At 71.4% G+C, this 25,282-nt stretch carries 19 protein-coding genes; 4 read left to right on the forward strand and 15 right to left on the reverse strand.

Annotated elements, in window-relative coordinates; genetic code table 11:
* Window positions 1-10: 10 nt before the first annotated feature.
* Window positions 11-1,564: an acyl-CoA synthetase gene (locus tag MQE23_RS02225; RefSeq protein WP_243378032.1), complete on the reverse strand. Its 1,554-nt coding sequence runs from the start codon at window positions 1,562-1,564 to the stop codon at window positions 11-13.
* Window positions 1,561-2,670 (reverse strand): nitronate monooxygenase family protein, encoded by a 1,110-nt coding sequence (locus MQE23_RS02230; RefSeq protein ID WP_243378033.1) that lies wholly within the window; start codon window positions 2,668-2,670, stop codon window positions 1,561-1,563. The genes MQE23_RS02225 and MQE23_RS02230 overlap by 4 nt, the downstream gene beginning before the upstream one ends.
* Before the next feature lie 208 nt (window positions 2,671-2,878).
* Between MQE23_RS02230 and MQE23_RS02235 the strand changes: the two genes are divergently transcribed.
* Complete coding sequence (locus MQE23_RS02235) at window positions 2,879-4,600, forward strand: serine hydrolase domain-containing protein (RefSeq protein ID WP_243378035.1); 1,722 nt, start codon at window positions 2,879-2,881, stop codon at window positions 4,598-4,600.
* Between the two features lie 10 nt (window positions 4,601-4,610).
* Here the strand turns inward: MQE23_RS02235 and MQE23_RS02240 are convergent, their stop codons facing one another.
* The 4 genes from MQE23_RS02240 to MQE23_RS02265 all read right to left on the reverse strand — a co-directional run bounded on the left by MQE23_RS02240 (window position 4,611) and on the right by MQE23_RS02265 (window position 9,704).
* The gene (locus MQE23_RS02240; protein WP_243378036.1) at window positions 4,611-4,802 is read right to left on the reverse strand and encodes a DUF2795 domain-containing protein; all 192 of its coding nucleotides are present in this window, start codon (window positions 4,800-4,802) and stop codon (window positions 4,611-4,613) included.
* 97 nt (window positions 4,803-4,899) lie between these two features.
* Complete coding sequence (locus tag MQE23_RS02245; protein WP_243378038.1) at window positions 4,900-6,477, reverse strand: NAD(P)/FAD-dependent oxidoreductase; 1,578 nt, start codon at window positions 6,475-6,477, stop codon at window positions 4,900-4,902.
* Between the two features lie 84 nt (window positions 6,478-6,561).
* Complete coding sequence (locus tag MQE23_RS02260) at window positions 6,562-8,790, reverse strand: serine/threonine-protein kinase (RefSeq protein ID WP_279345117.1); 2,229 nt, start codon at window positions 8,788-8,790, stop codon at window positions 6,562-6,564.
* A gap of 65 nt (window positions 8,791-8,855) precedes the next feature.
* On the reverse strand, window positions 8,856-9,704 hold the full coding sequence (locus tag MQE23_RS02265) for an oxygenase MpaB family protein (protein WP_243378039.1): 849 nt from the start codon (window positions 9,702-9,704) through the stop codon (window positions 8,856-8,858).
* Window positions 9,705-9,896: 192 nt separating this feature from the next.
* On the opposite strand from MQE23_RS02265, the gene MQE23_RS02270 reads away from it, so the two are divergent.
* On the forward strand, window positions 9,897-11,414 hold the full coding sequence (locus MQE23_RS02270) for an ABC transporter substrate-binding protein (protein ID WP_243378040.1): 1,518 nt from the start codon (window positions 9,897-9,899) through the stop codon (window positions 11,412-11,414).
* Between the two features lie 4 nt (window positions 11,415-11,418).
* The gene (locus MQE23_RS02275; RefSeq protein ID WP_020270003.1) at window positions 11,419-13,173 is read left to right on the forward strand and encodes an ABC transporter permease subunit; all 1,755 of its coding nucleotides are present in this window, start codon (window positions 11,419-11,421) and stop codon (window positions 13,171-13,173) included.
* Between the two features lie 65 nt (window positions 13,174-13,238).
* Here MQE23_RS02275 and MQE23_RS02280 read toward each other — a convergent pair whose 3' ends face one another.
* From MQE23_RS02280 to solA, 9 genes are all read right to left on the reverse strand, one after another.
* Complete coding sequence (locus tag MQE23_RS02280; RefSeq protein ID WP_243378042.1) at window positions 13,239-14,222, reverse strand: D-2-hydroxyacid dehydrogenase; 984 nt, start codon at window positions 14,220-14,222, stop codon at window positions 13,239-13,241.
* 1 nt (window position 14,223) lies between these two features.
* Window positions 14,224-15,675, reverse strand: a complete 1,452-nt coding sequence (locus tag MQE23_RS02285) for an NAD-dependent succinate-semialdehyde dehydrogenase (protein WP_243378043.1) — start codon at window positions 15,673-15,675, stop codon at window positions 14,224-14,226.
* Window positions 15,676-15,717: 42 nt separating this feature from the next.
* Window positions 15,718-16,998, reverse strand: a complete 1,281-nt coding sequence (locus MQE23_RS02290; protein WP_243378045.1) for an FAD-binding oxidoreductase — start codon at window positions 16,996-16,998, stop codon at window positions 15,718-15,720.
* 152 nt (window positions 16,999-17,150) lie between these two features.
* The gene (locus MQE23_RS02295) at window positions 17,151-18,017 is read right to left on the reverse strand and encodes an ABC transporter permease (protein WP_243378047.1); all 867 of its coding nucleotides are present in this window, start codon (window positions 18,015-18,017) and stop codon (window positions 17,151-17,153) included.
* The gene (locus MQE23_RS02300) at window positions 18,014-18,907 is read right to left on the reverse strand and encodes an ABC transporter permease (protein WP_243378048.1); all 894 of its coding nucleotides are present in this window, start codon (window positions 18,905-18,907) and stop codon (window positions 18,014-18,016) included. The genes MQE23_RS02295 and MQE23_RS02300 overlap by 4 nt, the downstream gene beginning before the upstream one ends.
* Before the next feature lie 3 nt (window positions 18,908-18,910).
* A complete protein-coding gene (locus MQE23_RS02305) occupies window positions 18,911-20,044 on the reverse strand; it encodes an ABC transporter ATP-binding protein (RefSeq protein WP_243378050.1) in 1,134 nt (377 codons plus the stop codon).
* Window positions 20,037-21,143, reverse strand: a complete 1,107-nt coding sequence (locus MQE23_RS02310) for an ABC transporter substrate-binding protein (RefSeq protein ID WP_243378052.1) — start codon at window positions 21,141-21,143, stop codon at window positions 20,037-20,039. The genes MQE23_RS02305 and MQE23_RS02310 overlap by 8 nt, the downstream gene beginning before the upstream one ends.
* A 303-nt stretch (window positions 21,144-21,446) precedes the next feature.
* Window positions 21,447-22,127, reverse strand: coding sequence for a haloacid dehalogenase type II (locus MQE23_RS02315; protein ID WP_243378053.1), 681 nt, complete (start codon window positions 22,125-22,127; stop codon window positions 21,447-21,449).
* 114 nt (window positions 22,128-22,241) lie between these two features.
* Window positions 22,242-23,378 carry an N-methyl-L-tryptophan oxidase gene (solA, locus tag MQE23_RS02320; protein ID WP_243378055.1) on the reverse strand — a complete coding sequence of 379 codons (1,137 nt, stop codon included), beginning with the start codon at window positions 23,376-23,378 and terminating at the stop codon, window positions 22,242-22,244.
* A 309-nt stretch (window positions 23,379-23,687) separates the two neighbouring features.
* Between solA and MQE23_RS02325 the strand changes: the two genes are divergently transcribed.
* On the forward strand, window positions 23,688-25,277 hold the full coding sequence (locus tag MQE23_RS02325; RefSeq protein WP_342364967.1) for a PucR family transcriptional regulator ligand-binding domain-containing protein: 1,590 nt from the start codon (window positions 23,688-23,690) through the stop codon (window positions 25,275-25,277).
* Window positions 25,278-25,282 lie beyond the last annotated feature (5 nt).

Here is a 25,282-nt window from a genome sequence, read left to right on the forward strand (position 1 = left end):
CAGCGCCTCCTCACACCGGCCGGGTCCGGCCCTCCCAGTACGGCTCCCGCAGGCGTCGCTTGTACAGCTTGCCGTTGGGGTCGCGGGGCATCTCGGTGATGAAGTCGACGCTCCTGGGCCGCTTGTAGCCGGCGAGCCGGTGTGCGCAGTGGTCGAGGAGGTCGGCGGCGAGGGCGGGTCCGGGCCGGTGTCCTGGGGCCGGTTCGACGACGGCCTTGACCTCCTCGCCCCAGTCGTCGTGCGGGATGCCGAAGACGGCGGCGTCCGCGACGGCGGGGTGGGCGAGCAGGGCCGACTCGATCTCGGCCGGGTAGATGTTGACGCCGCCGGAGATGATCAGGTCGATCTTGCGGTCGCGCAGGAAGAGGTAGCCGTCCTCGTCGAGGTGGCCGAGGTCGCCGACGGTGAAGAAGTCGCCGATGCGGTTCTTGCGGGTCTTGGCCTCGTCCTTGTGGTACGAGAAGCCGCCCGTGTTCATCTTCATGTAGACGGTGCCGAGTTCGCCGGGCGGCAGCCGGTTGCCGTCGTCGTCGAAGATCCCGAGTTCGCTGATGGGCCAGGCCTTGCCGACGGTGCCGGGTTTCTTCAGCCAGTCCTCGGCGGTGGCGAAGGCGCCGCCGCCCTCGCTGGCCGCGTAGTACTCCTCCACACAGGGGCCCCACCAGTCGAGCATGGCCCGTTTCACGTGGTCGGGGCAGGGGGCGGCGCCGTGGATGGCGTGCCGCATGGACGAGACGTCGTAGCGGTCCTTGACTTCGTCGGGCAGGGCCAGCAGCCGGTGGAACTGGGTGGGGACCATGTGGGTGTGGGTGCAGCGGTGGCGGTCGATGAGGCGGAGCATCTCCTCGGGCGTCCACTTGTCCATCAGGACCAGCCGGTGGCCGATGTGCAGGGACGCGCCCGCGAACTGCAGGACGGCCGTGTGGTAGAGCGGTGAGCACACCAGGTGGACGTTGTCGTCGAACGGCCGGATGCCGAAGACGCCGAGGAAGCCGCCGAGGTAGGCCTCCTCCGGCGGTTTGCCGGGGAGCGGGCGGCGGATGCCGCGGGGGCGGCCGGTGGTGCCCGAGGTGTAGTTCATGACCCAGCCGAGGGTGCGGCCGTCGGGCGCCGACTCGGGTTGGCCGTCGAGGAGTTCGGCGTAGGGGCGGAAGCCCTCGACCGGGCCGACGGCGTACCGGTGGGTGGCCGTCAGACCCGCCTCGTCGGCGGCGTGGCGTGCGGCACCGGCGTAGCGTTCGTGGGCGAGGAGGACCTTGGCGCCGGAGTCGGAGACGATCCAGGCGATCTCCGGTCCGACCAGGTGGTGGTTGACGGGGACGAGGTAGAACCCGGCCTGGCTGGCGGCGAGGTACGCGGTGAGGAACTCGACGCCGTTGGGCAGGACCACCGCGAAGGTGTCGCCCTGTTCCAGCCCGGCTGTGCGCAGTCCGTGGACGAGCCGGTTGGCGGCGGCGTGCAGGCGGCCGGCGGTCCACTCCTCGCCGTCGGGGGCGACCAGGACCGCGCGGTCGGGGTCGGCGGTGGCCTGGGCCCAGAAGCCCGCGGGAACGCTGGTGCTCACTGGCCGCTCCTTCCGGCGATGCGGTTGATGCGGTCCACGGCCTGTTCGAAGCCGCGGGTGAGGTCGTCGAAGACGGCCTGGACGCTGCGTTCGCTGTTCATCCGGCCGACGATCTGCCCGACCGGCGTGCCGAGCAGCGGGTCGACCTCGTACTTCTGGATGCGCGAGACGGCCTCGGCGACCAGCAGGCCCTGCAACGGCATGGGCAGCGGGCCGGGCCCGGCCGGGTCGTCCCAGGCGTCGGTCCACTCGGTGCGCAGCTGGCGTGCGGGCTTGCCGGTCAGCGCGCGGGAGCGGACGGTGTCCCCGGAGCCGGCCGCGAGCAGCTTGCGGGTGAGGGCGGGTGAGTGGAGGTCCGCTTCTGTGGTGGTCAGCCATATGGAGCCCAGCCACACACCTTGGGCGCCGAGGATGAGTGCGGCAGCTACCTGCTGTCCGCTGCCGATGCCGCCGGCGGCCAGCACGGGGAGCGGGGCGACGGCGTCGACGACCTCGGGGGTGAGCACCATGGAGGCGATCTCGCCGGTGTGGCCGCCTGCCTCGTAGCCCTGCGCCACGACGATGTCGATCCCGGCGTCCTGGTGTTTGAGCGCGTGCCGGGCGCTGCCCGCGAGGGCGGCGACGAGGACGTCCTGGTCGTGGGCGCGGGCGATGACGTCGGCGGGCGGGGAGCCGAGGGCGTTGGCGAGGAGCCGGATCGGGTAGTCGAAGGCGACGTCGAGCTGGTTGCGGGCGACCTGTTCCATCCAGCCGGTGATGCGCCAGCCGGACGCCTCGCCCTCGGCGAGCTCGGGAACGCCGTGTTTGGCGAGGGTGTCCCGGACGAACCGCCGGTGCCCCTCGGGGATCATCGCCTCGACATCCGCCTCGGTGACGCCCTCGACCTTCTTGGCCGGCATGACGACGTCCAGACCGTACGGCCGGCCGTCCACATGCGCCTCGATCCAGTCCAGGTCCCGTTTGAGCTCGTCGGGGGCGGTGTAGCGGACCGCGCCGAGCACCCCGAAGCCGCCGGCCCGGCTGATGGCCGCGGCGACGGCGGGGAACGGCGTGAAGCCGAAGACGGCGTGCTCGACTCCCAGTTTCTGGCTCAGCTCCGTCTGCATGGGCGCAGGATGCCGGAGTCCTCCGGAGGACGGAAGAGGTTTTCTGATGCTCCGTCAGATTCATTCGGCCGATTCACGGCGGCGCGCGGCGGACATACTTCCGTGGACATCCGAGGCGGCTGGGACGAAGGGGCGTGCTGTGACCGAGGGAGCGGCGGACAGAGCGGCGAGCGGTCGGCTGACCCGGCGTCAACTGAACCGGGGAGCGATGACACTGGGCGGTGCGCTCGCCCTGGCCTCCTTACCGGCGGCCCCGGCGCGGGCCGTTCCAGCGAGCGGCCCGCGCCCCACGCTGCGGCACGGCTCGGCCGCCCGCGCCGGGCTGCTCCCCTCCCATCTGCGTCAACTCGTCACCGACGCCGAGGCCTTCCTCGGCCCCTCCCCCAAGCACCCCTGGTACGCGGGCGCCGTCCTGCTCGCGGGACGGGGCGGCACCGTCGCCCTGCACCGGCCCATCGGCATGGCGGTGCGCTACCGGGGCTACGACGAGAAGACCGACACCGGCGTCGAGTTCCCGGCCGACGAGCAGATCCCCATGGCCGAGGACACCGTCTTCGACCTGGCGTCGGTGTCGAAGCTGTTCACCTCGATCCTGGCCGTGCAGCAGATGGAGCGGGGCGGGCTGGAGCTGGAGGCGACGGTCGCCTCCTACCTGCCGGACTTCGGACGCGCGGGCAAGCAGGACATCACGATCCGCCAGCTCCTCACGCACACCTCGGGCTTCCGCGCCTGGATCCCGCTGTACAGCGTGCCGACGTACGAGGAGAAGCTCCAGCTCATCTGGAACGAGGCGCCGGTCAGCGCGCCGGGCACGGCCTATCTGTACTCGGACCTGAACCTCATCTCGCTCCAGCTCGTGCTGGAGCGGATCACGGGCCGTTCCCTCGACGTCCTGCTGCGCGAGGAGATCACGGCGCCGCTGGGCCTGCGCCGCACCCGCTACAACCCGCCCGCCTCCTGGCGGCCGAGGATCGCGGCCACGGAGGACGCGCGTGCCCCGTGGTCCGGGCTCGACCGGGGCCTGGTGTGGGGCGAGGTGCACGACGAGAACGCCTTCAGCCTCGGCGGGGTCGCGGGCCACGCGGGCGTGTTCTCCGACGCGTGGGACCTCGCGGTCCTCGGCCGTACGCTGCTCAACGGCGGCGTGTACGGGCGGGCGCGGATCCTGACGCCCGAGTCGGTGGAGCTGATGTTCACCGACTTCAACACCGCGTTCCCCGGCGACGAGCACGGTCTCGGCTTCGAGCTCTACCAGCACTGGTACATGGGCGCGATGGCCACGCCGCGCAGTGCCGGGCACACCGGCTTCACGGGCACCTCGCTGGTGCTCGACCCGACGACCGACTCGTTCCTCGTCGTCCTGGGCAACTCGGTGCATCCGGTGCGGAGTTGGCGATCCGGGTCGGCTCCCCGGGTGGCGGCCGCGAACCAGCTGGCGCGGGCGGTCCCGGTCCGGCCGGTGCGAGGGCGCAGGGCCTGGTTCTCCGGGATGGCGGTCTCCGCCACGGCGACCCTCAGCCTCCCCACGCTCGACACGTCGTCCGGCCGGGCACGGCTGCGCTGCGCGCTGTGGTGGGACACCGAGCCCAAGGCCGACGTCCTGGTCCTGGAGGCCACGGCCGACGGCGGCACGTCCTGGCAGCCGGTGCCCTTCACGACGTCCCGCCGGGGCGAGGACCCCCGGCCGCACCCGTCGGGCTCGGTCACGGGCTGGTCCGGCCGCGTCTGGCACGGGCTCACCGCCGGCCTTCCCGCCGCGCGCCGGCTCGCCCTGCGGTGGCGGTACGCGACGGACCGGCTGTACGTCGGCCGCGGGGCCTACGTGGACGGGCTGCGCGTGGACGCGGCCGACGGCGTCCTCTTCGACGAGGCGCGCCCGGCGGACGCGTCGCGCATCGAAGCGGTGGGGTGGACACCGTCGGCCGACTGAGACGGTCGGGTCACTGGTTGAAGACGGCCTTCTGCACCTCGTTGGGGCCGTCGAAGCGGTCCTCCTTCAGGCCGTCGAGAGTGCTGACGACCTTCTCGTCCGCGTGATTGCTGCGGGCACGCTCCGCCAGGTGCCGCTTGTCCGTGGGGTAGTCCATGCCCTTGAGGGCCTTCTGGAGGTCGGTCGGGCTGAGCTCGGCCATGAAAGCCTCCCGTGGGAGGTGCGACCGTCCGCGCTGGGCGGCCGGCTGGTACGGACACCTTCGTCCTGTCGGAGTGCCCCCTCGATGGAGCAGTGATTCAGTCGCTCCGGCCTTCCAGCACCGCCATCGCCGCATTGTGGCCGGGCACCCCGCTCACCCCGCCCCCGCGCACCGCGCCGGCCCCGCACAGCAGCACGTTCGCGTGCCGGGTCTCCACACCCCAGCGGCCGGTGCCGTCCTGGGTGTGCGGCCAGCTCAGCTCGCGGTGGAAGATGTTGCCGCCGGGCAGCCCCAGGTCCCGCTCCAGGTCGAGCGGGGTCCGGGCCTCGATGCAGGGCCGTCCGTCCGCGTCGGTCGCCAGGCAGTCGGCGAGGGGTTCGGCCAGGTGGGCGTCGAGCTGGGCGAGTGTCGACTTCAGCAGCTCCTCGCGTGCGGCGTCGTTGTCCCGCTCGAACAGGCGGGCCGGGGTGTGCAGGCCGAAGAGGGTGAGCGTCTGGTAGCCCTGGTCGGCCAGGTCCGGGCCGAGGATGGTCGGGTCGGTGAGCGAGTGGCAGTAGATCTCGGAGGGCGGCGCGGCCGGGAGGTCACCGGCGGCGGCCTGGGCGTGGGCGGTGGCCAGCTGCTCGTAGCCCTCGGAGATGTGGAAGGTGCCGGCGAACGCCTCGCGCGGGTCGACGGAGCTGTCGCGCAGCCGCGGCAGCCGCTGGAGCAGCATGTTCACCTTGAGCTGGGCGCCCTCGGCGGGAGCCGGGGGTGTGTCGCCGGTGAGTGCCGCCAGGGCCTGTGGGGAGGCGTTCACCAGGACGTGCCGGGCGGCCGCGGTGCCCTCGCCGTCGGCGGTGCGGTAGGTGACCTCGGCCGTGCGGCCGTCCGTGGCGATGCGCAGCGCCTCGTGGCCGGTGGCGAGGACCGCGCCCGCGGCGCGTGCCGTGTCGGCCAGGGCGTCGGTCAGGGCGCCCATGCCGCCGACCGGCACGTCCCAGTCGCCGGTGCCGCCGCCGATCACGTGGTAGAGGAAGCAGCGGTTCTGCTTCAGCGACGGGTCGTGGGCGTCGGCGAAGGTGCCGATGAGCGCGTCGGTGAGGACCACACCGCGCACCAGGTCGTCCGTGAAGCGCTCTTCGACGGCGACCCCGATCGGCTCCTCGAACAGTGTCCGCCAGGCTTCCTCGTCGTCGAGGCGGCGGCGCAGTTCCTCACGGGTGGGCAGCGGCTCGGTGAGGGTCGGGAAGACCCGCTGGGCGACGCGGCCGGTCATGCCGTAGAACTCCTGCCAGGCCCGGTACTCGCGGTCGGAGCCGGTGAGCCGGGCGAACGCCTCCCTGGTCCGCCGTTCACCACCGCCGACGAGGAGGCCGGTGGGGCGGCCGTCGCGTTCGGCGGGCGTGTAGGAGGAGATGGTCCGGGTGCGAACCCGGAAGTCCAGGCCGAGGTCCCGCACGATCTTCTTCGGCAGCAGGCTGACCAGGTACGAATAGCGCGACAGCCGGGCGTCGACCCCGGCGAAGGGCCGGGTGGACACCGCCGCGCCGCCGGTGTGGTCCAGCCGCTCCAGCACCAGCACGGAACGGCCGGCCCGGGCCAGGTAGGCGGCGGCGACCAGGCCGTTGTGGCCGCCGCCGACGATGACGGCGTCGTACGTCCGGTGTGCGCGTGGTCCCTGGGGTGCGGTCATGGTTCTTCGTAACACGGGGTGATCCGGGTCGGCCAGACGAACGGCGACAGGGCGCATTCTGCTCCTCGTACAACCCCGCCCCCGTCACCCCCCGGCCGACGCCCGCTGCCCCCGCAGCGCCGCCACCCTCCGATACAGCGCCGCGGCCTCGTCGCTCCGGCCCAACTGCTGGAGGCAGTGCGCCTCGTCGTTGCGGCTGGCGAGGGTGTCGGGGTGGTCCGCGCCGAGGACGCGTTCGCGAGCGGCGGCCACCCGGCGGTACTCGGTGAGCGCGTCGGCCCAGCGGCCCAGCCAGCCCAGGCCGACGGCGACCTCGCGGCGGCTGACCAGGGTGTCCGGGTGGTCGGGGCCGAGGACCCGTTCCCGGACGGCGCTCACGTCGCGGGACTCGGCGAGGGCCTCCGCCCAGCGGCCGAGTCGGCCGAGGTTGACGCAGCGGCCGTGGCGGGCGCGCAGGGTCTCGGGATGGGTGGGGCCCTGGGCCCGGGTGCGGTCGTCGGCCAGGGCGCTGTAGAGGTCCAGGGCCTCCGCGCTGCGGCCGAGGCGGCCCAGGCTGATGCCGATCTCGTGCCGGGCGGCGAGTGTGTCGGAGTGGTCGGGGCCGAGGGCACGGCCGCGGGCCTCGGCGACCTCGCGGTACGTCTCCAGTGCCTCGGCCCAGCGGCCCAGCTGGCCGAGCGCGTAGGCGACTTCGTAGCGGGTGACCAGGGTGTCGGGGTGGTCGGGGCCGAGCACCCGGGCGCGGGCGGCGGCCACCTCGCGGGCCATGCGGTAGGAGTCCTCCAGGCGGCCGAGGCGGCTGAGGTTGAAGGCGAGGTTGTGCCGGCAGCGCAGCGTGTCCGGGTGGTCGGGACCCATGGTGCGCTCCCGGGCGGTGAGCACCGCCGTGTACACCCGGTGGGCGTCGAAGGGGCGGCCGAGCTGGCCGAGCACGTAGGCCATCTCCTGGCGGGCCGCGAGCGTGTCGGGGTGGTCGGCGCCGAGGGTGCGGATCCTGGCCTCGGTGACGTGCTTGTACGCGCGCAGGGCGTCCTGGGCGCGGCCGGTGCGGCTGAGGGTGAAGGCGACCTCGTAGCGGCTGGCGAGGGTGTCCGGGTGGTCGGGGCCGAGGAGGTGCTCGCGTTCGGCGGCGACCGCCCGGTGCACCTCGCCGGCCTCCGCCCAGCGGCCGAGCCTGCCGAGGCTCAGGCCCGCGTTGTGCCGGCCGGCCAGGGCGGTCAGGACCTCCGGGGGCGGGGCGGGCCGCTCCTCGGGGGCGAGTTCCTCGACGGGGCCGGCGGCGGGCCGAGCGATCCACTCGCCGGACAGTCCGGCCGCCGGGTCCGGCGGCGTGGTGCGCAGTCCTGCGCCGGCCGCCTTGTGGCCGGTGGTCATGCCGTGCGTCCAGGACGGCAGCCGGCCCGCTTGCGCCATCGCGTCGGGAGCGGGCCGGGCCGCCACGACGGTCGGCACATAGGCGGGCGCGGCCCGGTGGGCGCTGATCCGGCGGGCCAGCTCACGGGCGTCGCCGGGGCGTTCGTCGGGCTCCTTGGCGAGCAGGTCCAGGATGACCCGCTCGAGGTACCCGGGCAGTTCGGGGCGGTGCTCGCGCGGCGGGCGGGGCGGGGTGTCGCGGTGGCCGACGAGGATCGCCCAGGCGTCGTCGAGGTCGAACGGCGGGACACCGGTGGCGATCTCGTACAGCACGCAGCCGAACGAGTACAGGTCGCTGCGCTGGTCGACCTCGGTGCCGCCGATCTGCTCCGGGGACATGTAGTGCGGGGTGCCCATGGCTATACCGGTGCCGGTCAGCCGGGAGGTGAAGCCGATGTCGTGGCCGAGCCGGGCGATGCCGAAGTCGCAGATCTTCACCGTGCCGTCGCCGATCCGCACGATGTTGGCGGGCTTCAGATCACGGTGCACGATGCCCTGTTCGTGACAGTAGGCGAGGGCGGCGGCGACCTGTTCGGCGATCTCCACGACGTCCGCGACCGGCAGCGGGTGCTGTTTGTTGTCCTCCAGGAGCTGGCTGAGGTTGCGGCCGTCCAGCAGCTCCATGACGAGGTAGAGGACGCCGTCGGACTCGCCGAAGTCGTGCACGACGGTGATGCCGCGGTGCTGGAGCGCGGCGGCCACCCGGGCCTCACGGCGGAACCGCTCCCGCAGCACGCGGGTGAACGCGTGGTCGTGGTTCGGGCCCAGCGGTTTGAGGCACTTGACCGCGACGTGCCGGCCCAGGGACTCGTCCCGTGCCCGCCACACCTCGCCCATGCCGCCGCGCCCGATCCGGTCGAGCAGCCGGTACCGGCCGTGAATGAGCCTGGTCTCCCCCATTTCGCGCGACGCTCCCCCCGGTAGCTGTTCGCCCGCCCCTCCCCTGGCCCACCCAGTATGGCGGCCTATCGTCCAAGTTTGTACGGCGCCGGGCGCGCGTCCGGGCCGAGCCTCGCCATGGCGCGCAGGATGTGTTTGGGCGGGAGTTGCCACCGCACACGTGCGGGAACGCGGCGCAGCAGGAGGCCGGTGAGACGCAGTTGCCGGGTGACGGTGGCGGGTGCGGGGGCCGGTCTGCCGTACAACTCGTGGGCGTACGGAGGCAGAGAGGCGTACGCCAGTTGTGCCACGCGCCGCCACAGCACCTCGCGCAACGGTACGAGAAGGGGATGCGTCGGCGGGTGGAGCAGGAAGTCGTCCACGTCGCGCGCCTCCGGCCCGGCGGCCAGCTCGGGGCGCACCTTCTCGAAGTACGCCGCCAGTTCGGCCCGGTCGGCGGGCACGGCGGCGGGGTCGAGACCCACCAGGCGTGCGCTTTCCCGGTGTTCGGCGACGTAGCGGTCGGACTCGGCGTCGGTGAGCCGGAATCCGGACCTGCGCAGGACGTCCAGGTAGGAGTCGATCTCGGCGCAGTGCACCCAGAGGAGCAGACCGTTTTCGTCGACGCCGTAGCGCTCGCCGGTGTCCGGGTCGGTCGCGGTCAGCATGCTGTGGATCTTCCGGACCCGGGCGCCCGCCCGCTCGGCGGCCTCGGTGGTGCCGTAGGTCGTCGTGCCGACGAAGTTCGCGGTGCGCATCAGGCGGCCCCAGGCGTCACGCCGGAAGTCCGAGTTCTGCATGACGCCGCGTACCGCGCGGGGGTGCAGGGCCTGCAGGTAGAGCGCCCGGATGCCGGCGATCCACATCATGGGGTCGCCGTGCAGCTGCCAGGTCACCGAACCGGGTCCGAACAGTCCGGGGTCCGCGCCGGTCATGCGACTCACCTCCGCCGGCGCCCACGATGGCACAGCTCGAATTGCAGGTCGACACCACAAACCGTCCAGTTGTTGAGATTTCACCTTCCCGGTACTGGTTCGGTAAGGCTGCCCTTATATTGTTCACTTGTCGATCAAGGCCCGTACCGGGCCGCAGCGGCATGCCCGGCCTCGCACACGACAGGACCCCTCATGCGCACCACCTCCCGCGGCCTCATAGCAGCCCTCGCCCTCACCCCGTTGCTGGCCGGCTGTTTCGCGCCCGGCGATGACGCCGCGGGCGGCGGAGGCGGACCGAGCGGGCGGCTGCGAATCGCAATGGCCATTCCCCCCGTGCAGGCCCTGTCCCCCTACAGCAACGACGCCACGGTGCTGAGCAAGCTGTCCGTCGCCGAGGGCCTCACCGCCCTCGACAAGAACGGCACGGCCAAGCCCGCGCTGGCGAAGTCCTGGAAGCAGGACGACGACACCACCTGGACCTTCGAGCTGCGCAAGGCCGAGTTCCAGGACGGCACCGAGTTCACCGCCCAGTCCGTCGTCAACGCGCTCGACCACGCGGGCGCGGCCAAGCCCAAGCCCCGCGTGCTGAGCGACGTGACCCTCACCGCCAAGGCCGAGGACGCCGACACCGTCACCCTCACCACCAAGTCGCCCGACCCGGTGCTGCCGCTGCGACTGGCCAGCCCCGCACTGGCGATCCTGTCGGCCAAGGCGTACGCGAAGGACGACAAGGTCAGCCCGGTCGGCACCGGCACCGGCCCCTTCGAGATCACGAAGCTGACCGGCAAGACCGGGGCGGCACTCGACCGGTTCGACGGCTACTGGGGCGGCAAGGCGAAGGCACCGGGCCTCGACGTGACGTGGATCCCGGACGGCACCGCGCGCGCCAACGCCCTGCGCGGCGGCGAGGCCGACATCGCCGAGTGGATCCCGACCTCGCAGGCGAAGCTCCTCAAGCCCGATACCCGGCACGTGGTCTCCTCGGTGCGCACCGACAGCCTGATCCTCAACACCGGCAAGGGCGTGTTCACCGACCCCGGCCTGCGGGCGGCCGCACGTGAGGCGGTCGACGGCACCGACCTCGTCGACTCCGTCTTCGGCGGCTACGCCGACCCCGCTCAGGGCCTCTTCGGACCCGCCGTCCCCTGGGCCGCCGAACGGCGCGTCCCGGCGACCGGGCGGGCCCGGGCCGCGAGCGTCGACCAGGTCAGGTCCGAGACCAAGGGCACAACGCTGCGTCTGGCCGCCATCACGAACCGCGCGGAACTGCCCGAGGCGGCGACCGTCCTCCAGCAGCGGCTGGAGAAGGTTGGGTTCACGGTCAAGCTGGACGTCCGCGAGTACACACAAATGGAGGGCGACCTCCTCGCGGGCCGGTACGACGCCCTGGTCTTCTCCCGCGTGACACTCCTCGACACCGGTGACGCGGTCGCCTATCTGGCGAGCGACTTCACGAGCGACGGCGTCTACAACATCGCCCGGCTGAAGGACGCCGAGGTGGACAAGGCGATCCAGGCCGCAGCCGCGGAGAGCGACATGAAGCGGCGCCAGGAGAAGATCATGAAGGCGGAGTCGGAGATCCTCCGCACGGACGCCGTCGTGCCGCTGGTCCACGAGAGGGTCGTCCAGGGCATCGCCACCGACGTCGAGGGCGTCGTACTCGACCCGCGCGAGCGGGCCTTGGTCGACCTCGACACGCACTTGAAGTAGCGGTATGGCCGTCGCTCACCTCCCCGCTGCCCGCCCGTACATCGGGCGGCTGGCGGCCGGCCGGGCCCTCGCCGGGGCCGCCCTGCTGGCTGCGGTGGCCGCGCTGCCATGGTTGTCCGGCAGTGACCCCGCACGCACCGTGCTGCGGGCCCGCTCCGCCGACCAGGACCCGACACCCGCTCAGCTGGCCGTCGTACGCGAGCAGTTGGGACTGGACCAAGGCCCTTGGGTCCATCTCGCACACTGGCTGGGCGGCCTGCCCCGCGGAGACGCGGGCGTCTCGTGGGTCTCCGGCGCACCGGTCATGCCGCAGGTGGGGACCGCCCTGTCGGTCTCCCTGACGTTGATGCTGGGTGCGCTCGTGGTGACCGCCCTGGTCGCCGCGCTGGTGTGTGCCCGCACCGTCTTCCTCGGCTCCCGGCGCAGGCTGCGACAGGACCGGACGGGCACCACGGCCGCCGTGCTGGCCGCGCTGCCCAAGTTCCTGCTCGCCTCGGTGCTGGCCACGGTGTGCGGGGTCTGGTGGGGGTGGTTCCCGTCCAGCGGCTGGGCGGGGCCGCAGTCGATGGTGCTGCCCTCGCTCGCCCTCGGCATCCCGTCGGGCGCGATGCTCGGCGGGCTGCTCGACCAGGCGCTGCCCGCCGCCTTCCACGAACCGTGGGCGCGCACGGCGTACGCCGTCGGGCTCCCGCCCGGCAACATCGCCCGCAACGCGCTGCGCCGCACCCTGCCCGGCATGCTGCCGCAGTTGCTGCCGACCGTGGTGGCCCTGGTCGGCGGTGCGGTCGCGGTGGAGAAGATCTTCAACATCCCGGGGCTCGGCCGGCTCGCCCTGGAGTCCGCCGTCGCGCAGGACCTCCCGGTGCTCCAGACCGCGACCCTGGCGCTGGTCCTGCTCGGCGTGAGCGCCGGCATCCTGATCCGGGCCCTGCGCCACGCCCTCCTCGGCCGCCCCCTGCGCGACGGTGCCCTGCCTGCCCTGCACCGGCCCCCGCTCGTCCCGCCGCGCTCCCTGCGCTGGATCACCGCGGCATGTGCAGTAGCCCTGCTCGCCCTCGTCACGGCGGGCCTCCTGCGCGACCCCTTGCAGGTAGACACGGCGGCGCGGCTGGTGTCCCCGTCCCTCGAACACCCGCTGGGCACGGACGCGCTGGGCCGGGATCTGCTGGCCCGGCTGGGCCACGGGGCACTGCGCACGGCCGGTGTCGCCCTCGCCGTGACGGTGGTCAGCGCGGTCACCGGACTCCTGCTGGGCATGGCACCACGGGCGAGCGCCGGTCCGACGGAGGTCGCGTCGACCCTGCCCGCGGTCCTCACCGGACTGCTGATCGCGGGCGTGACCGGGCCCTCGGTGTGGGGCGCGGCGATCGCGGTCTGCGTGGTCGGCTGGAGCCCGTACGCCGCCCAGACCGCCGCCCTGCTCGAACAGGAACGCGCGAGCGGTCACATCGCCGCCTCCGTCGCGCTCGGTGCGGGACGGCTGCACCTGCTGCGCCGTCACCTGCTCCCCGCGGTCCTGCCGGCCCTCCTGCGCAACGCCCTGCTGCGGCTGCCCACCGCCGTCCTGGTCCTGGCCTCGCTCGGCTTCCTCGGCCTGGGCGAACAGCCGCCCACCCCCGAGTGGGGCCGGCTCCTGTCGGAGAACCAGCCGTACGCCGAACTCGCCCCCTGGACGGTGCTCGGCCCGGCCGCCGCGCTGGTCGTGCTCTCCGTGCTGGCCGTGACGGGCAGCGCGCTGGGACACAAGAAAGGCGAGTAGCAGGCGCCCAGGCCGGTGGACTCCACGGGCCTGGGCACCTGCTGCTCGCCTTTCAGACGGGGCCTTCAGACAGGGCGCGTCTCGTCGACCACGTAGCCCCGCCGCTTGTCCACGACGTTGCGCAGAGGGCGGCCCTCGATGTGCCGGGTGAGGTTGTCGAGGAACACCTCGACGAGCGCCTCCCGCTCGCCGGTGGTCTCCCCCGCCGTGTGCGGGGAGATCATCACGCCGGGCATGTCCCACAGGGGTGATTCGGCCGGCAGCGGCTCCTGGCCGAAGACGTCCAGGGCGGCGCCGGCGAGCCGGCCGGCGGCGAGGTGGTCGATGAGCGCCTCCTCGTCGACGAGTCCGCCCCGGCCGACGTTGATCAGCCGTGCCCCCGGCTTCATGGCCGCCAGCACGGAGGCGTCGACCATGCCCCGGGTGCCGTTGGTGAGGGGCGCGGCCAGGACGACGTAATCCGCCTTCTTCAGGGCCGGAGTCAAGGTCGTCGGGCCGTGGACCGTGCCGAAGTCGGGATCGTCCGTGCGGGCCTTGCGGCCGGCGCCGCAGACCCGCATCCCGACGGCGTCCAGCAGCCGGGCGATGGCCCGGCCGATCGGCCCCGTCCCCCAGACCAGCACCGTGCGTCCGGTGATGCCGTCGCTGAGGCGCGGACGCCACTCGCGACGCCGCTGGTGCTCCCAGGTGCCGGGGAAGTCCTTGGCGAGGGCGAGGACCAGACCGAGGACGTACTCGGCGGTCGGCTCGTCGTACACCCCGCGGGCATTGGTGAGGACGACGCCCGGATCGTCCACCAGGGCGGGGAAGAGGAACGAGTCCACGCCCGCGGAGGACGCGTGCACCCAGCGGGGTGCCTTCTCGGGGTTGTCGGGCCAGGCCTCGCGGATGGCCGGGGTGATGGTGACCCAGGCCAGGAGGGCGTCGGCGCCGGGGAGAAGGTAGGGCAGTTCCTCCTCGGTGGCGTAGACGGTGTCCGCGAGGCGTTCGATGAGCCCGGTGGCGGGTGGCCGGTTGCCCCGGTAGAGGACGACGAGTCGGTCAGGCATGTCATGCTCCGACAGGAACGGCTATGTACTTGTACTCGAGGAACTCGCTGATGCCGACGCGTCCGCCTTCGCGGCCGAGGCCGGACTGCTTGACGCCGCCGAAGGGGGCGGCGGGGTTGGAGACGAGGCCGGTGTTGAGGCCGATCATGCCGCTTTCGAGGCGTTCGGCGACGCGCAGGGCGCGGTCGAGGTTCTGGGTGAACAGGTAGGCGGCCAGGCCGAATTCGGTGTTGTTGGCGGCGGCGACGGCCTCGTCCTCGGTCTCGAAGGTGAGGAGGGCGGCGACGGGGCCGAAGACCTCGGTGTCGTTGATGGCGGCGTCGGGGGTGATGCCGGTGAGGACGGTGGGCGGGTAGAAGCAGCCGGGGCCTTCGGGCAGTTCGCCGCCGGTGAGGACGGTGGCGCCGCGCTTGACGGCGTCGCGGACCACGTCGTGGGCCTTGCTGCGGCCGGCCTGGTCGATGAGGGGTCCGACGTCGGTGCCGGGTTCGGTGCCGTCGCCGACGGTCAGGGCGGCCATGCGGGCGGTGAGGCGGGTGGCGAACTCCTCGGCGACGGAGGTGTGGACGTAGATGCGGTTGGCGGCGCAGCAGGACTCGCCCATGTTGCGCATCTTGGCGACCATGGTGCCTTCGACGGCGACGTCGAGGTCGGCGTCGTCGAAGACGATGAGGGGGGCGTTGCCGCCCAGTTCCATGGAGGTGCGGATGACCGTGTCGGCGCACTGGGCCAGCAGGATCCGGCCGACCTGGGTGGAGCCGGTGAAGGAGAGCTTGCGGATCTGCCCGCCGCGCAGCAGCGGCTCGACGACGCCGGCGGCGTCGGTGGTGACGACGACGTTGAGGACGCCGTCGGGCAGGCCGGCTTCCTTCAGGATCGCGGCGAGGGCGAGGCTGGTCAGGGGGGTCTGGGGGGCGGGTTTGAGGACGATGGTGCAGCCGGCGGCGATGGCGGGGCCGATCTTGCGGGTGCCCATGGCCAGGGGGAAGTTCCACGGGGTGATCAGCAGGCAGGGGCCGACCGGCTGGCGGGTGACCAGGAGGCGGTTCTTGCCGTCGGGCGCTGTCATCATGCCGCCGTCGATACGGACGGCTTCCTCGGAGAACCAGCGGAAGAACTCAGCGCCGTAGGCGACTTCGGCACGCGCCTCGGCCAGGGGCTTGCCCATCTCCAGCGTCATCAGCAGCGCGAGGTCCTCGGTGCGCGCGATGATGAGGTCGTAGGCGCGGCGCAGGATCTCGCTGCGCACGCGGGGCGGGGTGGCGGCCCAGTCCGCCTGCGCGGCGACCGCCGCCTCGACGGCACGCCGGCCGTCGGCCGGGGAGGCGTCGGCGACCCGGCACAGCTCCTCACCGGTGGCCGGATTGTCGACGGACAGCGTCCGGCCGGACTCCGCGTCCTGCCAACCACCGCCGATGAACAGCTGCTTGGGAACATCACGGACAACAGTCATCTCGAGGTCTCCTTGTATGCGTAGAGGTGCGCTGCCGCACGGTCAGCGGATGCGGTCCAGCGTCTTGTAGTAGGCACCCGCGAAGGGCAGGAACCAGGCGGTGCCGTTGTAGAGGGGGATGCGGGGCGGGGCCAGGTCGCGCACCGGGCTGACCTCGGGGTGGCCGTCCATCACTTCGGCCATGACCTGCCCCATGTGCGTCGCCATCTGCACGCCGTGGCCCGCGTATCCCATGGAGTAGTAGACGCCGTCCTCGGTCTGCCCGGCGTGCACGATGCGGTCCATGGCGAAGCCGACGGAGCCGCCCCACACGTACTCGACCTTCGTCCGGGCGAGCTGGGGGAAGATCTCGCACATCTCACGGAAGAGCACGGCCCCGCTCTTCTTGTCCGAGGTGGGGTCGGACGGTGCGAAGCGGGCGCGGCCGCCGAACAGCAGGCGGTTGTCCGGGGTGAGCCGGAAGTAGTGGCAGACCTGGTTGGAGTCGACGATGAGGCGGGCCTTGGGGATGATGTCCCGGGCGAGCTGCTCGCCTAGGGGCTCGGTCACGATGATGAAGCTGCCCAGGCAGACCTGCTGGCGGCGCAGCCACGGGAAGTTCTTGTCGGTGTAGGCGTCGGTGGCCATCATGACCTGCCCGGCGCGGATCACACCGCGCTCGGTACTGACCTCGAAACGGCCGGAGGCGGTGCGCCGGACGCCGATGGCCGCGTTGCGCTCGTGGATCTCGACACCGGTGCGCTCGCAGGCCTCGGCCATGCCGCGCACGAAGCGGCCGACGTGCAGCGCGGCGCTGAACGGGTCGAGCAGGCCGCCGTGGTAGGCGTCGGATCCGATCTCGGAACGCAGCTCGGACTTGCTGACCAGTGTGGTCTCGTGGCCGAAGTACTTGGCCAGGTCGCGCTGTTGGGCCTTCTTGCTCTCGAAGTGCGCGGGGCGGGAGGCCACGCCCAGGCGTCCGACGCGGTTGAACTGGCAGTCGATGGACTCCTCGTTCACGAGCCGCTCGACCGTGTCCACGGCCTCGCCGTAGGAGTTGTAGATCTCGCGGGCCCGCTCGAGTCCGTACCGGCGGATGGCCTGGTTCACGCCGATCGTGAAGCCCAGGTTCGCCATGCCGCCGTTGCGTGCCGAGGCGCCGGAGCCGATCTGGCCCTTCTCGACGAGGGTGACACGGGCGCCCTTGCGGGCGGAGTGCAGGGCGGTGGACAGACCCGTCAGGCCCGCACCGACGACCACCAGGTCGGTGTCCTCGGTCAAAGGCTTGCCGGACCGGTCCGGGAACGCCCCGGCGGTTTCTACCCAGTAGGGAATCGTCTTCATTGCGGGTCTCCTGCGAGGAAGTTTTCGGGGGGATGCCGGCCGGGCACCCGCTCGGGGGCCCGGCCGACGGCGCTGTCAGCGGTAGCGCGGCCCGTGCCGGCGCGCGGCTCGGGTGAGGAGCACCAGCGGGTGCGGCTGAGTGGTGGCGGCGGTCATACGGCCTCGCCTCCGGGGGTGGCGAGGCCTGCCGTGTTCTCGACCGACAGCAGGGAGTTCTGCCGTCCGGAGCCGAGCCAGCGCACCAGGGCCACCAGGGCGAGGGCGAGGACCGCGAAGGCGATGAGGATGGCGCTGACCGCGGTGACGCTGGGGTCGATGTCGAAGGTCAGGGAGTTGTAGACCTGCACCGGCAGGGTGACGGTGTCGACCGAGGACAGGAACTGGGAGATGTAGAACTCGTCGAAGCTGGTGATGAAGGAGAAGATCGCGGCGGCGATCATGCCGGGCGCGGCCAGGGGGAAGGTGATCCGCCGGGCGATCGTCAGCCGGCCCGCGCCCATGCTGGCGGCGGCGTCCTCGAGGCGTTCGTCGATGCCGCGCAGGGTCGCGATCAGGATCAGCACCGCGATCGGCGAGGCCAGCACGGTGTGGCCGAGGGCGATGGCGATCGGGCTGCCCAGCATCGCGGCGGGCTCGAAGAGCAGGAACAGGCCCAGGGCGGTGACGATCTGGGGGATGACCAGCGGCCCCAGCACGAGGGCGTAGACCGCGGAGCGCAGCGGCAGTTCACTGCGGGTCAGGGCGGTCGCCGCGGTCACACCGATGATCAGTGAGAACACGGTGCTCAGACAGGCGACCAGCGCGCTCAGCGACAGCGCGGCGGGCCATTTGCTGCCGTCGGCGAACAGCGCCTTGTACCAGTTCAGCGTCCAGGCGTCGGGTGGGAAGGAGGCGAAGGCGTTGTTGCTGAAGGAGGTGACGAGGATGACGACGATCGGCAGGGCCAGGAACAGCAGGATGACGGTGGCGACGGCGGTCAGGGCAATCCGACCGGCGAGGGTCTTGCGCAGCTCCATCATGACGCACTCCTCTTCCTGCGGCTGGCGCCCAGGGAGGTGACGAGTTTGACCAGGAGCAGTCCGGCGAAGGTGAGCAGCAGCAGGATGACGCCCTGAGCGGCGGCCCCGTTCCACTGGTTTTCCTTGGTCACCTGCTGGTTGATGAGGGTGGCGATCATTGTCTGGTTGGGGCCGCCCATCAGGGCGGGGGTGATGTAGTAGCCCAGCGAGAGGATGAAACTGAGCAGTCCGGCACTGGCCAGGCCGGGGGCGACCAGGGGCAGGTAGATCCGGCGGAAGATCGTCACACGCCCGGCGCCCATGCTGGACGCCGCCGCCAGGAGCCTGCGGTCCACGCCGCGCATCACGCCGTACAGCAGCAGCACGGTGTAGGGCAGCATCATGGAGGTGGTGCCGATGACCACGCCCAGCTCGTTGTAGAGCAGTTGGAACGGCGCCCCCGGTACCGACATGGCGGCCAGGGTCTCGTTCACCAGGCCCTTGTCACCCAGCAGGATGATCCAGCCGTAGGTGCGCACCAGGGCGCTGATGAAGTGCGGGACAACGACGATCAGCATGGCCAGTGCCGCCCACACGGGCTTCAGCCGCGAGATCGCGTTGGCCAGGAGGAAACCGAAGACCAGACTCAGCAGCGCCGTTTCGGCGGAGATCCGCAGCGTGGTGAACAGGACCGAGAGGTTGACCCCGGTCAGGGCGTCGGCGTACCAGTGCAGGGTGAGCGATCCGTCGGCGTTCTTCAGGCTGAGGAACAGCGTGGTGAGGATCGGGTAGACGAACAGCACCAGCAGATAGACCACGACCGGCAACGCGTACAGGATGCCGACCCGGGTCTTGCGCGAGGCCAGGAGCTTGCGCGGACGGGCAGGAGCCCCCGCGAGGGTGGCGGCCATGGCTCACCCTCCCTGTTCGGTGGGGAAGAGGTTGACGTCGTCGGCGTCGACGGTGATGCCGACCCGTTCGCCGGTGACGGGCCCACGGCCGGCCGGTACCTCCAGCCGCAGCAGCGGCGCGTCACCGTCGATCCGCACACCGGCACGGACCAGGGTGCCCACGTACGTGGCTGTCTCGACCGTGCCGGTACAGAACCCGTCATCGGCAGCGCAGGCCCGCAGCCGGCCGGGTTGCACGGCGACCTTGACCTGGGTGCCGGAGACGAGGTCGTGCCGACGCGCCTTGATCAGGCCGCCACTGCTGTCGAGGCGGACCAGGGTGTGCTCGTCGGTGTGCTGCTCGATGCGGCCGGGCAGGAAGTTCGCCGCACCGAGGAAGTCCGCCACGAACGGGGTCCTGGGCCGTTCGAACAGCTCCCGGGGCGTGTCGAACTGCTCGATCAGGCCGTTGCGCATCACCGCGATGCGATCCGACATGACCAGCGCTTCCTCCTGATCGTGCGTCACATAGATGACGGTCAGGCCGAGTTCCTGCTGGATGGCCTTGATCTCGACCTGGAGCTGGTCACGGAGCTTCTTGTCCAGCGCGCCCAGCGGCTCGTCCATCAAGATCACCGGCGGACGGTAGACCAGCGCCCGGCACAGCGCGACACGCTGCTGCTGACCACCGGACAGCTCACGCGGCTTGCGGCCGCCGAACCCGGACAGGCCCGCGATCTCCAGCGTCTCCCCCACGCGCCTGCGGATCTCGTCCTTCGGCACCCCGCGCAGCGTGAGAGGGAAGGCGACGTTCTCACTGACCGTCATGTGCGGGAACAGCAGGTACTGCTGGAAGACGAAGCCGAGGTTGCGTTTCTGCGGGGCGAGCCGGGTGACGTCGCGGTCCCCGACGGTGATGGTGCCGGAGTCCGGTTCGCAGAAACCGGCGATCATCATCAGGGTCGTGGTCTTGCCCGACCCCGAGGCGCCGAGGAAGGTGACGAACTCCCCGGCCGCGATCTCCATGGACGCCTCGTCGACGGCGACGACGTCCCCGTAGGTCTTGCGCAGGGCCACCACCGACAGCGCTTTGCCCGTCGCGGTGGGCACCTTGCCGGCCACCTTCAGGGACGGTGCGGCGATACCGAATTCAGCCACGAGCCCACTCCAGCCAGCGCTTGGTGACGGCCGATTCGTTCTTCAGCCACCAGTCGATGTCGGTGTCAAAACCCTCGTCGTAGTACTTCGGCGCACCCGCGAGGGCATTGCGCTCGTCCTCGGTGAGCTTGGCGTAGGCCACCGGAGAAGACGGGTTCGACGGGAAGGCCTTGGCCAGGGCGGCCTGGCTCTCGGCACGCAACGCGAAGTCCATGAGCCGGTAGGCGCCGTCCACGTTGGCCGCCCCCTTGGCGATGGCATAGCCCGAGAACTGGCGGCGCATGCCGTTCAGCTGCCGCTCCACCGGCACGCCCTGCTTCTGCAGATCGGCGATCCGCCCGTCCCACACCGTGGACATCGTCACCTCCTGGCGGCTCAGGAGCACACCCGGCAGCGGGCCGCTGTCCCAGAACTTCTTGATGTCGGACCGCAGACGCGTCAGCACCTTAAAAGCACGGTCCACATCCAGCGGATACAGCTTGTCCATCGGCACACCGTCGGCCAGCAGCGCGAACTCCAGCTCCGGCAGATCACCGTCCGGACTGACCATCGCGCGGCCACCCTTGAACGCCTTGGTGTCCCAGAAGTCCGCCCACGACTCCGGCTTGCGGCCATCGAAAGCATCAGTGCGATACGCGATGCACTGGCCGTAGAAACTGTGGCCGACGGCGTGGTCGGTGATCTGGGCCTCGGGGACCTTCGCGCTCTTCAGACTCTTGAGCCGGCCGGGATCCAGCGTCTCCAGAGCACCCTGCTTCACATACTTCAGGTGAGCCATCATCGAGTTGTTGATGAGGTCGCACTGCGGGCGACCCTGCTTGATCTGCGCCAGCAGCGGAGCGTCGTCCAGGTTGAGCACCTTGACACCGATCCCCGTCTCCTGGGTGAACGGCGTGTAGATCGCCTTCTGCAAGGCCGCGCCGTAGGAACCACCGCTGTCGCGGACGACCACCGTCTTGCCGCCGCCCTTGGCGCTGCCGGACGGGGTGCGGCTGGTGCCGGTACCGCAGGCGCTGAGGGCGGTCGCGGCGGCGAGACCCGCCGTGGCTCCGCCGACGCCGCGCAGGAAGAGCCTGCGATCTATACGGGCGTCTCTCATGGAATGCCTCCTGGGGGTGATGCTCAAGTGGAAAGAGGGACGGCTGGGATGAGCTCTGAGGGTGGGGGTCGGCCTCGTCGGATCCGAGGCCCGCGCCGGGACGACGGCGAGGCCGTTCATGCCGTAGAAGATCCGCCCGTCGGGCGGGGCGTGGACCGTGTGCTCCCCGCCGTCGGCCGGGTCGATGATGCGGCCGAGGACGTCGCCCTCTCGGCCCAGTACTTCGAGTTCGGCGCGGGCGTCGCCGACAAGCTCGGTGGCGGTTCTTCGGAACTGTCCGTGCGGGACGGTGTGCGTCGCGCGTCAGATGCCGAGCATGGTGTTGAGCTCGTCCAGGGACTTCGCCGTCACGTAGTCGTAGCCGTGGGTCACGGGGTCGTAGCCGCGGTCGAGGAGGATGAGGTTGCGGAAGCCCATGTCGTGCATCGGCATCAGGTCGTAGCGGGTGTGCGAAGAGACGTGCACGAAGTCCTCGGGCGAGGCGTCGAGCTGGTCGAGCATGTACTCGAACGCGGCGTAGCGGGGCTTGTAGAAGCCGGCCTGCTCCGCGGTGAAGACCGCGTGGAAGTCCGCGCCGAGCCGGGGGACGCTCTCCTTCAGGAAGGAGTCGTCGGCGTTGGAGAGGATCACGAGCTTGTAGTTCTCGCCCATCTTCTTCAGCGGCTCGGGCACGTCGGCGTGCGGGCCCCAGCTCCGGACGCCGTCGGCGAACCGCTTGCCCGCGTCCGGGGCCGCCTTCAGACCCCACTTGCGGCAGACCCGCTCGAAGGAGTCCTGCAGGACCTGCTCGTAGGGGTAGTACTCGCCGCGGACCTGGTCGTAGCGGTAGCCGCGGAACTCCCGGACGAACTGGTCCCAGTGCTCGGCGGGGATCTGGTCGCCGACGAGCTCCCGCGTGATGGGGGTGATCGGGTACTCGATCAACGTGCCGTAGCAGTCGAACGAGACGTACTTCGGGCGGAACTGAAGCGAGGGAATGGGCACGGGGATGCTCCTGTCTTTGCCGCGGGGAACTGGTTATGGCTGGTGCGTGCCTTTTCGGGCATGCCAATGACAGAGGTGGCGGGGCGGAGGCGGTGCCGTCGGCATCGCCGGGGGTCAGGCGGCGGCGACTCCTGCCGGAGCGAGGAAGTCGATGGGGTGTTCCGTGGTGCCGTCGAGTGCCAGGTCGGCGGCGATCTCGCCCATGGCCGGCGAGAGTTTGAAGCCGCTGCCGGAGAATCCGGCCATGACGATGATGTCGTCCTCGCCGGGGAGATGACCCACGAGCGGGTTCCCGGACTCCGTGTAGCCCTCCATGTAGACCGACAGCCTGATGGGGTCGGGGTTCAGGTCGGGCATCAGCTCGGCGATGAGCTCGCGGAAGGTGGCGAGTTCCTCCGGGCGGACCGTGCGGTCGACCCGTTCGGGGTCGGGTACCGGCAGATAACGGGCGAAGGAGAGGCCCAGCTTGACGGAGATGCCGTCCGGCGACGGGAGCCCGTAGCAGTCATGCGGTGCGCTGCGCACGAAGGCGGGGGCGCCGCCCGCGAACCAGTCGTGGCGGGTGGGGATGTGCCAGGAGCTGATCAGCCGGCGGACGTCCACGGACCGTGGGAGGTCCGGGAGCAGGGTGTTGATCCAGGGGCCCACGGTCACCACGGCGGTGTCGACGTGGTCCGTTCCCTGGTCGGTGACGACGTGCACCCCGCCGCCCGCCGCGGGGACGATCTCCCGCACCGGGGTGTAGCGGTGCAGCCGGGCGCCCAGCTGTTCGGCTCGGGCGGCCGCGGCCTGGACCGACGCCTCGGGCCTGATGATGGCGCCCTCGCGGTCGAGGACGGCGGTGTGTCCGTCCGGGAGGCGGTGCTGCGGGTAGCGGCGGGCGAGTTCCTCGCGGTCCAGTACCTCGTGATCCAGCCGGTGGGTGGAGCTGGCGGAGAGGAGAAGACGCATCGACGGCGAGGCGGTTTCGCCCATCACCAGACAGCCGCTGCGGCGTCGCAGCGAGAGGCCGGTTTCGCGCTGGAGCCGGTCCCACATCCGGTCGGCGAGCCCCAGCAGCGGAATGTACCCGGGGTCACCGAGGTGTACGGCGCGGAAGATGCGGCTCTCGCCCCCGGCCGCGCCGCGGTCGTGCCCCGGGGCGTACCGGTCGTAGCCGATGACCTCGGCTCCGCGGGCGGCCAGTCGCCACATGACCTGGCTGCCCATGCTGCCGGCACCGATCACGGCGACGCGCTTCGGGATACGCATGAGGTCGCTCCTTTCGCCTGGTGCGGCCTGGGTGTCAGTGGTGCCCCGGCACGGTGGGGACACCGTGCGGACCCCTTCGATTCGGGCCCTTTGGGGATGGCGTTCACTCTCGACCCCGGCTAACACGCAGGTCAAGCCACACTCTGTTCCGCCTCGGCACCTTCTCGAGACGATGTGTCACGGCGAGCCGCCGACCACGGAAAGTAACCTTGCCCCTCTTGCCACGGTGATGTGCCGGTGCGAAGGTGACCCCCGATACCTCGGACGAAAGCACTCCCTATGCCGCCCAAACGTCCCGCAACCGGGCACTTGCCGACCATCACGGAGGTTCTGAGCCTCCCCGTGCTGGCCGAAGGGATGCCGCGCGTGCTGGCCGGTGAGTCGCAGCTGGACCGTGCGGTGCGCTGGGTGCACGTCACCGAACTACTCAACCCCGCCGATTTCCTCGAGGGCGGCGAGCTGGTCCTGACGACCGGCATGCCCTATCCCGAGGACGCCTCCGAGCTGCGTGGCTACGTCGACCAGCTCGCCGACGTCGGCGCGGCCGGTCTGATCGTGGAGCTCGGTTACCGGTATCAGAAGGTGCCCGACGAGCTGGTGGCGGCCTGCCGTGCCCGTGAAGTGCCGCTGATCGAGCTGGCCCGCGGCGTCCGCTTCATCGACGTCACGCAGGCAGTGCACGCGCTCATCCTCGACGCCCATGGGGCGTTGCTGCGCCGCGGCAGGGACATCCAGGACATCTTCACTGCCCTGACGCTGCGGGGCGCGGACCCCGAGGAACTGGTGCACACCACCGCCGAGCTCACCGGAGCCCCCGTGGTGCTGGAGGACCTCACCCACCGGGTCCTGATGTGCGAACTGCTCGGCCGGCCGTACGAGCCGGTGGTGTCGGCCTGGTCCCGGCGTTCCCGGGCCACCCCGACCCCGGAGAAGATCACGCCGAGCGGCCCGGAGGGGTGGCTGATCGCGCCCGTGCAGGACCACCAGGGGCCTTGGGGGCGGCTGGTCCTGCTGGAGGGCCGGCTGAACCCCGAGCCCGACCCGGAGCACGTCCTGGTCCTGGAGCGCGCGGCGGTGGCCCTGAGCATGGCGCGTCTGGCCGGGCCGGCCTGGTGGGAGCGCCGGGCCCACCGCTCGGTGCTGCGGGACCTGTACGAACGGCGTTTCCGCTCCCCCGCGGACGCCCGCGCACGGGCCGAGGCACTGGGGCTGCCGACCCTCGGGCACCGCCTCTTCGCCGTGGTCATCCGGCATCCGCACACCGGTACCGGGGAGCACCTCGACGAGCGGATCGCGAAGGCGATGGCGCAGACCGGCATCCGCGCCCTGGTCGGCGAGACGGCTCCGGGCCGGATCGGCGTCCTTCTCACCCTGGCGCAGGCCAGCGCCTGGCAGCCGGTCGCCGAGCGGATCGGCCGTCTCTGCCGCGAGGAGCTCGGCCCGGAAGCCGTCGTCGCCGTCGGCCCCGGCGTGACCGACCTCTCCGGGATCGCCCGGTCGTGGCAGGAGGCCGAGCAGACGGCCGAGGCCATCACGCCCGCCTCACCCGACCGCTGGTTCTACGTCCCCGCCGACGTCCGGCTGCCGGAGCTCCTGGGCGTGCTGCGGGAGGACATCCGCCTCCAGCGGTACGCGGAACGCCAGCTCACCCGTCTCATCGAGCACGACGATCGCAACGGCGGCGACCTGCTCCCGGCACTGCGCGCGTATCTGACGGCGGCCGGGAACAAGTCGGTCGCGGCGAAACAGGCCGGCATGTCCCGGCAGGCGTACTACCAGCGCCTCCACACCATCGAACGGCTCCTCGGCTGCGATCTGGAGTCGGGCCTGCAGTGCACGTCCCTGCACGTCGCGGTGCTGGTGCTGGACGTGCGGGCAGCGACGGAGCCCGGCGCGTGACGAGG

The sequence above is a fragment of the Streptomyces sp. HP-A2021 genome, from assembly GCF_022807935.1.
In the GTDB taxonomy this organism is placed as follows: domain Bacteria; phylum Actinomycetota; class Actinomycetes; order Streptomycetales; family Streptomycetaceae; genus Streptomyces; species Streptomyces afghaniensis.

What these genes read in the sequence shown, in the direction of transcription:
- MQE23_RS02240 (WP_243378036.1), bottom strand. Translation starts at nt 4,802, where the DNA reads ATGGCCGAGCTCAGCCCGACCGACCTCCAGAAGGCCCTCAAGGGCATG.
- MQE23_RS02280 (WP_243378042.1), bottom strand. Translation starts at nt 14,222, where the DNA reads ATGCCTGACCGACTCGTCGTCCTCTACCGGGGCAACCGGCCACCCGCC.
- MQE23_RS02235 (WP_243378035.1), top strand. Translation starts at nt 2,879, where the DNA reads ATGACACTGGGCGGTGCGCTCGCCCTGGCCTCCTTACCGGCGGCCCCG.
- MQE23_RS02265 (WP_243378039.1), bottom strand. Translation starts at nt 9,704, where the DNA reads ATGACCGGCGCGGACCCCGGACTGTTCGGACCCGGTTCGGTGACCTGG.
- MQE23_RS02300 (WP_243378048.1), bottom strand. Translation starts at nt 18,907, where the DNA reads ATGGCCGCCACCCTCGCGGGGGCTCCTGCCCGTCCGCGCAAGCTCCTG.
- MQE23_RS02290 (WP_243378045.1), bottom strand. Translation starts at nt 16,998, where the DNA reads ATGAAGACGATTCCCTACTGGGTAGAAACCGCCGGGGCGTTCCCGGAC.
- MQE23_RS02260 (WP_279345117.1), bottom strand. Translation starts at nt 8,790, where the DNA reads ATGGGGGAGACCAGGCTCATTCACGGCCGGTACCGGCTGCTCGACCGG.
- MQE23_RS02275 (WP_020270003.1), top strand. Translation starts at nt 11,419, where the DNA reads ATGGCCGTCGCTCACCTCCCCGCTGCCCGCCCGTACATCGGGCGGCTG.
- solA (WP_243378055.1), bottom strand. Translation starts at nt 23,378, where the DNA reads ATGCGTATCCCGAAGCGCGTCGCCGTGATCGGTGCCGGCAGCATGGGC.
- MQE23_RS02230 (WP_243378033.1), bottom strand. Translation starts at nt 2,670, where the DNA reads ATGCAGACGGAGCTGAGCCAGAAACTGGGAGTCGAGCACGCCGTCTTC.
- MQE23_RS02245 (WP_243378038.1), bottom strand. Translation starts at nt 6,477, where the DNA reads ATGACCGCACCCCAGGGACCACGCGCACACCGGACGTACGACGCCGTC.
- MQE23_RS02270 (WP_243378040.1), top strand. Translation starts at nt 9,897, where the DNA reads ATGCGCACCACCTCCCGCGGCCTCATAGCAGCCCTCGCCCTCACCCCG.
- MQE23_RS02285 (WP_243378043.1), bottom strand. Translation starts at nt 15,675, where the DNA reads ATGACTGTTGTCCGTGATGTTCCCAAGCAGCTGTTCATCGGCGGTGGT.
- MQE23_RS02310 (WP_243378052.1), bottom strand. Translation starts at nt 21,143, where the DNA reads ATGAGAGACGCCCGTATAGATCGCAGGCTCTTCCTGCGCGGCGTCGGC.
- MQE23_RS02295 (WP_243378047.1), bottom strand. Translation starts at nt 18,017, where the DNA reads ATGATGGAGCTGCGCAAGACCCTCGCCGGTCGGATTGCCCTGACCGCC.